The sequence below is a fragment of the Serratia marcescens genome, assembly GCF_001902635.1.
GTDB classification, from domain to species: Bacteria; Pseudomonadota; Gammaproteobacteria; order Enterobacterales; family Enterobacteriaceae; genus Serratia; species Serratia marcescens_F.
Map to the genome: position 1 here is coordinate 82,723 of NZ_MJAO01000018.1, position 11,560 is coordinate 94,282.

General features: G+C 59.2%; 8 protein-coding genes. 3 read left to right on the forward strand and 5 right to left on the reverse strand.

Translation table 11 applies throughout. The annotated features are described in order from the left end of the window. Window positions 1–362: 362 nt before the first annotated feature. Entirely contained in the window at window positions 363–689 is a 327-nt protein-coding gene (gene trxA, locus BHU62_RS17950) for a thioredoxin TrxA (protein WP_004934187.1), read from the reverse strand. Window positions 690–820: 131 nt separating this feature from the next. On the opposite strand from trxA, the gene rhlB reads away from it, so the two are divergent. Then, on the forward strand, window positions 821–2,107 hold the full coding sequence (gene rhlB, locus BHU62_RS17955) for an ATP-dependent RNA helicase RhlB (protein WP_073533212.1): 1,287 nt from the start codon (window positions 821–823) through the stop codon (window positions 2,105–2,107). A 5-nt stretch (window positions 2,108–2,112) separates the two neighbouring features. Further along, on the forward strand, window positions 2,113–3,609 hold the full coding sequence (gene ppx, locus BHU62_RS17960) for an exopolyphosphatase (protein ID WP_073533213.1): 1,497 nt from the start codon (window positions 2,113–2,115) through the stop codon (window positions 3,607–3,609). Window positions 3,610–3,641: 32 nt separating this feature from the next. Here the strand turns inward: ppx and rep are convergent, their stop codons facing one another. After that, complete coding sequence (rep, locus tag BHU62_RS17965) at window positions 3,642–5,666, reverse strand: DNA helicase Rep (RefSeq protein ID WP_073533214.1); 2,025 nt, start codon at window positions 5,664–5,666, stop codon at window positions 3,642–3,644. A gap of 109 nt (window positions 5,667–5,775) precedes the next feature. Between rep and ppiC the strand changes: the two genes are divergently transcribed. After that, on the forward strand, window positions 5,776–6,057 hold the full coding sequence (ppiC, locus tag BHU62_RS17970; protein ID WP_073533244.1) for a peptidylprolyl isomerase PpiC: 282 nt from the start codon (window positions 5,776–5,778) through the stop codon (window positions 6,055–6,057). 25 nt (window positions 6,058–6,082) lie between these two features. Here ppiC and BHU62_RS17975 read toward each other — a convergent pair whose 3' ends face one another. From BHU62_RS17975 to hmsP, 3 genes are all read right to left on the reverse strand, one after another. Further along, window positions 6,083–7,585 (reverse strand): M16 family metallopeptidase, encoded by a 1,503-nt coding sequence (locus BHU62_RS17975; protein ID WP_073533217.1) that lies wholly within the window; start codon window positions 7,583–7,585, stop codon window positions 6,083–6,085. Between the two features lie 261 nt (window positions 7,586–7,846). Further along, complete coding sequence (locus tag BHU62_RS17980; protein WP_073533218.1) at window positions 7,847–9,133, reverse strand: dicarboxylate/amino acid:cation symporter; 1,287 nt, start codon at window positions 9,131–9,133, stop codon at window positions 7,847–7,849. A 273-nt stretch (window positions 9,134–9,406) separates the two neighbouring features. After that, entirely contained in the window at window positions 9,407–11,413 is a 2,007-nt protein-coding gene (gene hmsP / locus BHU62_RS17985) for a biofilm formation regulator HmsP (protein WP_236720689.1), read from the reverse strand. Window positions 11,414–11,560 lie beyond the last annotated feature (147 nt).

Genomic DNA, 11,560 nt, shown 5'->3' on the forward strand with positions numbered 1-11,560 from the left:
ATCGTGAATGGTATGGCAGCGAGATGCGCGTGCCTGTTTACTGGACGTTCGATCACCGGGCGCAGAGCCGTCGCGGTAAGAAATGGCTTACATTGGACGCGCGCATTGACGGTTTAAGATCGAAGGTACCTTAAAAATGATTTTTGCAAAACCGTTTGATTGCCAAAACACGGGCTGAGTTCAGTTTACTTTCAACGCCAGTGGTTCAACACAGAGTATAGCTTTAGATTCAAACTCTTTAGATTTAAAACTTCGGGCAAGTTCTATATGCAGTGTGGTTAAACTTAACACGCTTCTTGGCAGGCGTCTAGCGGTGAATTGAACATCCCCGCCAGACGCCTGATACTGGGCTTCCCGCCCGATTACAGATTCGCGTTCAGGAAATCTTTGAGCTGACCTTTGGACAACGCGCCAACCTTGGTCGCGGCCACTTCACCGTTCTTGAACAGCAACAGCGTAGGGATACCACGGATACCGTACTTAGGTGCGGTAGCCGGGTTCTGATCGATATTCAGCTTGGTGATAGTCAGTTTGCCTTCGAACTCTTCGGCAATCTCATCCAGAATCGGAGCAATCATCTTGCACGGCCCACACCATTCAGCCCAGAAATCGACCAGGATCGGCCCTTCCGCTTTCAGCACATCGGCTTCGAAGCTGCTGTCAGTCAGGTGAATAATTTTATCGCTCATGTTCTACTCCACAGGATTATGTCTACCTTGTTGGTGTAGCATTAACCAACTCAAGGTGATTTTATTGCACCACGTTTATTTCAACGGATGTGCTTTCGTAAAGCAATAGTTAGCTGATATTCTACCACACTATGAGCAAAACACACTTGACTGAACAGAAGTTTTCCGACTTCGCCCTGCACCCGTTAGTCCTTGAAGCCCTTGAGAAAAAAGGGTTTCACAATTGCACGCCCATCCAGGCGTTAGCATTGCCGCTCACGCTCTCCGGGCGTGACGTCGCAGGTCAGGCGCAAACCGGTACCGGAAAGACGCTGGCGTTTTTGGCGTCTACTTTTCACTATTTGCTGACTCACCCGGCGAAACAGGATCGCCAGACCAATCAGCCGCGCGCCTTGATCATGGCGCCTACGCGTGAACTGGCGGTGCAAATCCACTCCGATGCGGAAGCTCTCTCCCAGACCACCGGCCTGAAACTGGGCCTGGCCTACGGCGGCGACGGCTACGACAAACAGCTGAAAGTGCTGGAAAGCGGCGTGGACATTCTGATCGGCACCACCGGTCGTTTAATCGATTACACCAAACAGAACTATGTCGATCTCGGCGCGATGCAGGTCGTCGTGCTGGACGAAGCCGATCGCATGTACGATCTGGGCTTTATCAAAGACATCCGTTGGCTGTTCCGCCGCATGCCTGCGGCCGATCAACGCCTGAACATGCTGTTCTCCGCTACCCTGTCCTACCGCGTACGCGAACTGGCCTTCGAGCAGATGAACAACGCCGAATATGTTGAAGTGGAACCGGAACAGAAAACCGGCCATCGTATTAAAGAAGAGCTGTTCTACCCGTCCAACGAAGAAAAAATGCGCCTGCTGCAGACGCTGATCGAAGAAGAGTGGCCGGATCGCGCCATCATCTTCGCCAACACCAAGCACCGCTGCGAAGACATCTGGGGCCACCTGGCCGCCGACGGTCACCGCGTCGGCCTGCTGACCGGCGACGTAGCGCAGAAAAAACGCCTGCGCATCCTCGAGGATTTCACCAAGGGCAACCTCGATATCCTGGTCGCCACCGACGTCGCCGCGCGCGGTCTGCACATCCCATCCGTCACGCACGTCTTCAACTACGATTTGCCTGACGACTGTGAAGACTACGTGCACCGCATCGGCCGTACCGGCCGCGCAGGTGCCAGCGGTCATTCCATCAGCCTGGCTTGCGAAGAGTACGCACTCAACCTGCCGGCGATCGAGACCTATATCGACCACAGCATTCCGGTAAGCAAGTACAACAGCGATGCGCTGCTGACCGATCTGCCTGCGCCGAAGCGCCTGTCGCGTCCGCGCGGCGGCAACGGCCCACGCCGCAACTCCGCGCCTCGTCGCGGCGGCGCGCCGCGCAACAACCGTAAACGTTCGGGCTGATCGCCATGCTCAGCTCCAGCACGCTTTATGCTGCCATCGATCTCGGCTCCAACAGCTTCCATATGTTGGTGGTGCGCGAGGTAGCCGGCAGCATTCAGACGCTGGCGCGGATCAAGCGCAAAGTGCGCCTGGCGGCCGGGCTGGATCAGAACAATCACCTGTCGCATGAGGCCATGCAGCGCGGCTGGCAGTGCCTGCGGCTGTTCTCCGAACGCCTGCAGGACATTCCGCGCGAGCAGATCCGCGTCGTCGCCACCGCCACGCTGCGGCTGGCCTCCAACGCCGATGAGTTCTTGCAGGCCGCCGAACAGATCCTCGGTTGCCCGGTGCAGGTAATCAGCGGCGAAGAAGAGGCGCGGCTGATTTACCACGGCGTCGCGCACACTACCGGCGGGCCGGATCAGCGGCTGGTCGTCGATATCGGCGGCGGCAGCACCGAACTGGTGACCGGTACCGGCGCGCAGGCGTCGCAGCTGTACAGCCTGTCGATGGGCTGCGTCACCTGGCTGGAACGTTACTTCAGCGATCGCAACCTTGGGCAAGAGAACTTCGAGCGCGCCGAACAGGCCGCGCGCGAAATGGTGCGGCCGATCGCGCCGCAGCTGCGTCAGCAAGGCTGGCAGATCTGCGTCGGCGCCTCCGGCACCGTGCAGGCGCTGCAGGAAATCATGGTGGCGCAGGGCATGGACGAGCGCATCACCCTGACCAAACTGCGCCAGCTGAAACAGCGCGCCATCCAATGCGGCAAGCTGGAAGAGCTGGAGATCGAAGGGTTAACGCTGGAGCGTGCTCTGGTGTTCCCGAGCGGCCTGTCCATCCTGCTGGCCATCTTCCAGGAGTTGGGCATCGAAAGCATGATGCTGGCCGGCGGGGCGCTGCGTGAAGGACTGGTCTACGGCATGCTGCATCTGCCGGTGGAGCAGGATATTCGCATCCGCACCATCCGCAACCTGCAGCGCCGCTACCTGATCGACACCGAACAGGCCGAACGCGTCAGCCAACTCGCCGCCAACTTCTCGCAGCAGGTCGCCAACGAGTGGCAGCTGGATGCGCGATGTCGCGAGCTATTGCACAGCGCCTGTCTGATCCACGAACTCGGCCTCAGCGTCGATTTCAAGCAGGCGCCACAACACGCCGCCTACCTGATCCGCTACCTGGATTTACCCGGCTTCACCCCGGCGCAGAAAAAACTGCTGGCCACCCTGCTGCAAAACCAGAGCAACCCCCTCGACCTGTCGCTGTTGAACCAGCAAAACGCGCTGCAGCCGCGCACCGCGCAGCGCCTGTGCCGCATTTTGCGCCTGGCGATCATCTTCGCCAGCCGCCGCCGCGATGACACGCTGCCGGCGGTGCGTTTACGCGCCAATCAGGACGATGAACTGACGGTGATTTTGCCGCCGGGTTGGCTGGAACAGCATCCGCTGCGCGCCGAGGCGCTGGAGCAGGAGAGCCACTGGCAGAGCTACGTCCACTGGACGCTGCGGCTGGAAGAACAACGTTGATATGACCAGGGCGCGATTCGCGCCCTGTCTTTTTAATTCCCGCCTTTGGCCTTGGCCAACTGGGCGCGGATATTGGCCAGATGGCTCTGCCCCTTTTGCATCCGCTCTTGCGGGCTCACCACTTTGCGCTCGCTTTCCCACGCCAGATCGTCCTGCGGCAACTCCAACAGGAACCGGCTCGGCTCCGGCCGAACCAGCTCGCCATACTGACGGCGCTCGCGGCACAGGGTGAAAATCAGCTCTTTTTGCGCGCGGGTGATCCCTACGTAGGCCAAACGCCGCTCTTCATCGACATTGTCCTCATCGATGCTGCTCTGGTGCGGCAACAGCCCTTCTTCCATCCCCACCAGGAACACGTAGGGGAACTCCAGCCCTTTGGAAGCGTGCAGCGTCATCAGCTGTACCTGATCCAGCTCTTCTTCGCTTTCGCCGCGCTCCATCATGTCGCGCAGGGTAAAGCGCGTCACCACCTGGGTCAGCGTCATCGGCTCGTCCAGATCGTTGCCTTCCAGCATCTCCGTCATCCAGCCGAACAGCGTATTGACGTTCTTCATTCGCATTTCGGCGGCCTTCGGGCTGGTCGAGGTTTCAAACAGCCAGCTTTCGTAATCCACGCCGCGGATCAGATCGCGCACCGCCGCTATCGGCTCACGCTCCGCCTGCTGGGCGATGCCGCCCAACCAGTGGGTGAAACGCTGCAACGACTCCAGCCCGCGCCCGGTCAGGTGCTGGCTCAGGCCCAGATCGAAACTGGCGTGGAACAAACTCTTGTTGCGCTGGTTGGCCCATTCACCGAGCTTCTGCAGCGTCGCCGGGCCGATCTCGCGCTTGGGGGTATTGACGATGCGCAGAAAAGCGCTGTCGTCGTCTGGGTTGGTCAGTACGCGCAGGTAGGCCAGCAGATCCTTGATCTCGGGCCGCGAGAAGAACGACGTGCCGCCAGAAATCTTGTACGGAATGCGGTTTTGCATCAGCATCTTTTCAAACACCCGCGACTGGTGGTTGCCGCGATACAAGATTGCATAATCGCCGTAGTTAGTCTTTTTCACGAAGTGGTGGGCGATCAGCTCCCCCACCACCCGTTCGGCTTCGTGATCCTCGTTATTGGCGGTCACCACCTTCAGCTCTTCGCCATAGCCCAGCTCGGAAAACAACCGCTTTTCAAACACGTGCGGGTTATTGGCGATCAGGATGTTGGCCGCCTTCAGAATGCGCTCGCTGGAACGGTAGTTTTGCTCCAGCTTGATCACCTGCAACGCCGGGAAGTCTTCCTTCAGCAATACCAGGTTCTGCGGCCGCGCGCCGCGCCAGGAATAGATCGACTGGTCGTCGTCGCCCACCACGGTAAAGCGCGCGCGGTTGCCCACCAGCAGCTTCACCAATTCATACTGGCTGGTGTTGGTATCCTGATACTCATCCACCAGCAGATAGCGGATGCGCTGCTGCCAGCGTTCGCGTACCTCTTCGTTGCGTTGCAGCAACAGCGTCGGCAACAGGATCAGATCGTCGAAATCCAGCACGTTGCACGCCCGCATATGGGCGTGATACAGGCCGTAGCAATGGGCGAACAGCTTGTCGCGCTCCGAGCGCGCCAACTCCGCCGCCCGCTGGGGATCGATCAGATCGTTTTTCCAGTTGGAGATGGTCGAGATCAGCTGCGCCACCAGCGTTTTGTCGCTTTCCAACCACTTCTCGGTCAGCTCTTTCAACAGCGCCAGCTGGTCCTGATCGTCGAACAGCGAGAAGTTGGACTTCATCCCCAACGCCACGTATTCCCGTTTGATGATCTCCAGCCCCAGGGTATGGAAAGTGGAAATCATCAGCCCGCGCGCCTCTTTGCGTCCCAGGGTTTGCGACACGCGCTCTTTCATCTCACGCGCGGCCTTGTTGGTAAAGGTCACGGCGGCGATGTGCCGCGCCTGATAACCGCAGTGGTGGATCAGGTGGGCTATCTTGTTGGTGATCACGCGCGTCTTGCCGGAACCGGCACCGGCCAACACCAGGCAGGGCCCGGTAACGAATTCGACGGCTTGTTGTTGGCTGGGGTTTAATCGCATGGTGCTGGCTTGCTCGGCTGTAAAACGTGGAAGGGAATTGTAGCAGAAAGCGCCGATGAGATTTAGCGGGTATAATCAGCGCAATTTTCGCATCGACAAAGGCAATACCATGGCAAAAACGGCGTGCGCCCTGCACATTCTGGTAGACAATGAAAAGCTGGCCAACGAGCTGCTGGCCAAGCTGAAGCGCGGCGTCAGCTTCGACACGCTGGCACGCAAATATTCGAGCTGCCCGTCAAAGCGCAACGGCGGTTCGCTGGGTGAATTCAACAAAGGCGCGATGGTGGCCGCGTTCGACAAGGCAGTATTCAGCATTCCGCTGCTCAAACCTTACGGCCCGGTCAAAACCCAGTTCGGTTACCACATCATCAAGGTGCTGTACCGCAACTGAGGGGGCCTGAGCCCCCTGCTGCGAATTACTGCGCGCCGGCGTCCGTCGCCGGTGCAACAGCCGCGGCGTCGGCCGGTTTGGCCTCTTCCGTCACCACCGCCGGCGCCGGCATCATGATGCCGTTATAGGTATCCTGCAACTGCTTCATGCTCATTTCCGGCTCGCCCTTCGGCTGCAACAGCACCAGCGTCGCCTCCTGAGAAAGCTGCAGCTTCAACGCCTGATTCAGCGTTTCCAGCGTCAGGCTGGACAGGAACTCCTGGCGCAGCTTCTGGTACAGCTCCGGCGCGATATCCACCACCCCGCTCTGCTGCGAACGCAGGCGTTGACTCATCAACACATCGGTATCGGTGCGGGCGTAGGTGGCGAACAACTTGCTCAGCTGATCGCTTTTCTGCGCCAGCAGAGCATCGAACTCCTCTTTCGACAGGCCGTTGTCGCGCACGTTGGCCAGCTCGCGGGCGATAAAGCCCAGGCTGCCGTTCAGATTGTTGTTCGGCGTATCCAGATGGATGGCGCATTGCCCGCGCTGGTACTGCACGCGGCAGTCAAAGCCCAGATGCAGGTTCTTTTGGTCGCTCTTTTCCAGCGTCTGCTGAAGGTGCCAGAACAGCGCCTCGCGGGCGAGATCGCCGCGCCAGTAGCGGATCAGGCTCTGCGAATCGCGAATCGGGTGCCAGGGCGCGTCCCACATGATCGACAGCGTATCCTGCTTCACCTGTTCGCTGATCAGGCTCACTGGCTGCTGCGGCAACGGCGTCAGGGTCGGCATCGGGGCCGGCGTTTCACGTTTGCCCTGCAGCGGCGAGAACGCCTTGTTGATCTGCTCGCCCAGGCTGCGGCTGTCGACCTTGCCGACCACGATCAGCGTCATGGCATCCGGGGTGTACCACTGTTGATAGAATTTTTTCAACTGCTCGAGATTGACCGGCCGTTTCGCCGGCTGCGCCGGATCGTGCGCCAGCAACGTCGAGCCTTTCAGGCGGTAACGCCACCAGGCGTCTTTGGTATTCGGCGGGAAAGTGCCGACCGGATTGACGCTGGAATTCATCACCGCGTGCACCGTATGCTCGTCGATCGCCAGTTTGCCGGTGGTGTCGGCCAGCCAGCTCAGCGCTTCCTTCAGTAGATCGGGCCGGTTGTTCGGCAGGCTGAGGTTATACATGGTGAAATCATACGAGATGATAGCCGGCGGCAGCGGCCGCTCGTTATCCACGCTCTGCTGCCACAGGGCGCGCAGCTGTGGCGCGGTGAAGCTCTCACTGCGCATCAACGACAGCCGCGGCAGCAGATGGGCGAAGCCGGTCTGCTGCGAAGACTCCACCAGAGAGCCGGTATTGACGATCAGCCGCAGTTCCACGCGGTCGCTCGGCCGCTGTGGCGTATCGAGAATCTGCCATGAAAACCCGTTGGCCAACGTCCCCTGCTGCCAGGCAGGGTCGGGTTGTAGTGCTTCAGCCTGCACGCTGCTACTGGCTGCAGCCAATAGCAGCCCACCAACTATAAGATGAATTCTGGTGCCCTGCATGTGAACCCCTACTTAATGACTATCCAATTTCTTTATGCAAATGCGGGTATTCCATTCAATGGAATCATAAAAATACGCCCTGAGTTTCACAGTGGGGCGGAAAGCAGAAAGTGTACCATCGTGTTAGACCGCGCGCCTTTGCGGATGTCACTCATTAGAGTGAAAAATAATGGATAGCGGGGTTTTTAATGCAAGAAATCGTTACGAAGCAGGGGGAAAGCCTCACCGGCCGCGGCGGCGGCCGGTGATTCACCGCCGGGATCAGGCGGAAGGCAGCGTTTTGTCAGCGCCGGCGTTTTTGTTGTTCAGCGTGTCTTTCAGCTGTTTCTCATCCAGCTGGTTACACCACTTCGCCACCACCACGGTCGCCACCCCGTTGCCCACCAGGTTGGTCAGCGCGCGCGCTTCCGACATAAAGCGGTCGATGCCGAGGATCAGCGCCAGGCCGGCCAGCGGCAGGTGACCTACGGCGGAGATGGTGGCGGCCAGCACGATGAAACCGCTGCCGGTCACGCCCGCCGCGCCCTTGGAGGAAAGCAGCAGCACCACCAGCAGGGTAACCTGGTGCATGATGTCCATGTGGGTGTTGGTCGCCTGCGCAATAAACACTGCGGCCATGGTCAGGTAGATCGAGGTGCCGTCCAGGTTGAAGGAGTACCCGGTCGGGATCACCAGGCCCACCACCGATTTCTTGCAGCCCAGCTTCTCCATTTTATCCAGCATGCGCGGCAGCGCGGATTCGGATGACGACGTCCCCAGCACGATCAGCAGCTCTTCTTTGATGTAGTTGACGAATTTGAAGATGCTGAAGCCGTTGGCGCGGGCGATAGCGCCCAGTACTACCACCACGAACAGGATACAGGTGATATAGAAGCACACGATCAGCTGGCCGAGTTGCACCAGGGTGCCGACGCCGTACTTGCCGATGGTAAACGCCATAGCGCCGAAGGCCCCCAGCGGCGCCAGGCGCATGATCATATTGATGATGCCGAAAATCACCCGCGAGAAGCTGTCGATCACGTTGAAAATCAGCTGCCCCTTCTCGCCCAAGCGATGCAGGGCGAAGCCGAACAACACGGCGAACAGCAACACCTGAAGGATATTGCCGCTGGCGAACGCGCCGATCACGCTGCCGGGGATGATGTCCAGCAGGAACGGGATGATGCCTTGCTGCTGCGCCTGCTCGGCGTAGACCGCAACCGCTTTGGCGTCCAGCGTGCCGGGATCGACGTTCATGCCGGCGCCCGGTTGCACCAGGTTGACGATCACCAGCCCGATAATCAGCGCGATGGTGCTGACGATCTCAAAATAAAGCAGCGCGATGGCGCCGGTGCGCCCCACCGCTTTCATGCTTTCCATGCCGGCAATGCCGGTCACCACGGTGCAGAAGATCACCGGGGCGATTATCATCTTGATCAGTTTGACGAAGCCATCGCCCAGAGGTTTCATCTGGGCACCGAGGTCAGGGTAGAAGTGGCCAAGCAGGATACCCAGCGTGATCGCCGTCAGCACCTGAAAATAGAGGCTCTTAAAAATAGTTGGTTTCATATGAACATCCTATGGGGGGAAGACACGCACCAGGCGGCAGTCTAAAAATCCAGCCTGTTCATTGCTTGCGCGGAAAATAACACCCACTTAACAACATGGAAATAATTTGTTGCACCCGCCCCTCGGGGTTGATGTGAATTTAAGAGCTGAAACGCGTCAGTCCGGGTGCAAAGCTGAAAATTGCGTAAGCCTTTGTTTGCACTAACGCAAAAGAGGTAGAAGGGGAATGGCGATTTTCGGACGCGTAAAAGTACCGGAAAGGTAACGCGGCGCTCACTGCGCCGCGCGGCAAAACTCGGCTTCGAACGCTTCGCGCGGCAGCGGCCGGGCGAACAAGAACCCTTGCCCGCTGCGGATGCCGTGCCGCAGCAACCAGGCGCGCTGTTCGGCGTTTTCCACGCCTTCGGCCATCACCGGCAAGGCCAGCACTTCGGAAATTGAACTCACGATGCGCACCATCGCATCGTCGGCCGGCAGGCCCTGGATGAAGCTGCGGTCGATTTTAATCAAATCGATCGGCAGGGATTTCAAGCGGTTCAGATACTCCAGGCTGGAGTAGCCCATGCCGAAGTCGTCCAACGCGATCGACAACCCCAGATCGTGCAGCTCGCGCAGCAACGCCAGCGCGCGGTCCAGATCGTCGATGCGCACCGTCTCGGTGATCTCCAGCAGCAGCTTGCGCGGATCGATCCGATACTGCGCCAGCAGGCTTTTCAAATGCGGGACGAACGCCTCATGCTGCATCTGAATGCCGGAAACGTTGACCGCCAACGGCAGCGCAATGCCGCGCTGCTGCCAGTCCGCCAGAATGCGGCAAGCCTCTTCCAGCACCCAATTGCCGAGCGGCACGATCACGCCCAGTTCTTCCGCCAGCGGGATAACGTCGGCCGGCAGAGTGTAGCTGCCGTCATACTGCTGCCAACGCAGCAGCGCCTCGGCACCGATCACCTCGTTGGACTGCATGTCGACCTGCGGCTGCAGGAACAACGTGAAATGCCGCTGCTCGATACCGTGCAGGATCTCGCTCTCCTGCGTCAGCCGCTTCTGCGTGCGTTCCGTCAGGCTGGGTTCGAAGAACAGGATCTGATTTTTGCCTTCGCGGTGTGCGGACATCATCGCCGAAGTGGCGCTGCGCAGTAGCTGTTCCGCGCTCTCCCCCTGATTGAGATAATGCGCGATGCCGATGCTCGCGTTGGGCCGCAACGCCAAACCTTCCAGCGTCAACGGCGCGTTGATCTCCGCCATAATGCGCCGCGCCAGCTGCATGGCGTGGAACGGCCGCTCGATGCCTTTGGCCAGAATGGCAAATTCGGTATTGCTCAGCTGCGCCAGCACGCCGTTTTCGTCGATGCAGCCGCGCAGCTTCTTCGCCAACGCCAGCAGCAACGCTTCGCGCATCGCCGGGCTCATCACGCCCGACGCTTCATGCAGCGTTTCGATGCCGATCACCAACAGGTTAAAACGTTCGGGACGCAGGCTGGAGGCGATATGCTGCTCCAGCAACGCGTTCAGCAACGCCTGATTCGGCAGTTCGGTCACCGGGTGGCGGGTGCTGAGGCGGCTCATGTCGGCATGCGCCTTGGCCAGCGTCTGTTGATTGCGGTTGTAGTTACGCACCAGCAAACCGAGCTCGTCGTCCTGGTGCAGCGCCGGCAGCATCAGCTGGTGATAGGGCGCTTCGTCCTGTGAAATGTTTTCCAGCTCTTTGGCCATCGCGCGCAGCGGATGCACCATCAGCCGGTTCATGCACCAGGTGATGGCCACCGACAGAATCAGCGCCAACAGCAGATAGGTCGACAGCATGGTCGACAAAATACTGAGGATAAACTGGTACATGCGGAACGAATCGGCCTGCAGCACCAGATAGGCCAGCGGCTGCTGATTGGCCGGCACCCGCTCCAGCGAATAGAGCGGCACGGAGATTTGGATCGGCAGTTCGAACAACCGGGCGATCAGCGTCGGCACCGGACGTTCCGGCGGGAAATTGGCGTGCAGCGCCTGAAACTCGTTCGGCAATACGATATCCGCCCGGCTCAGGATGCCGACCGGCAACAGCGTGTTCAGCACCTTTTTGGCTTCCGGCACATCCATGCGCAACACCGCATCCGCCAGCGGCTGGCGCACAGAGTGGGCGATATTCTCCAACTGCTGGGCGTAGTCATCCCTGCGCTGCTGCACAAAGTGGAATAACTGGATCACGATAAAGATGCAGATCGTGACCAGCGCCACGCCGGACACCGTCGCCATCTGCTTAATCGTTAACGAACGCCTGACCCGCAAACTTGCTCTCCGTGAAATCGGGCTGAAACAAAAAGGGGGCCGATTCTCACCCGCCCCCTCGAACCGGGCTGAGTATACTCGATTATCGGGTGTTTTTATCTGGCCATGCCGCAGGCAAAACCAAGAAAATCGCGGGTTTCAGTCTTT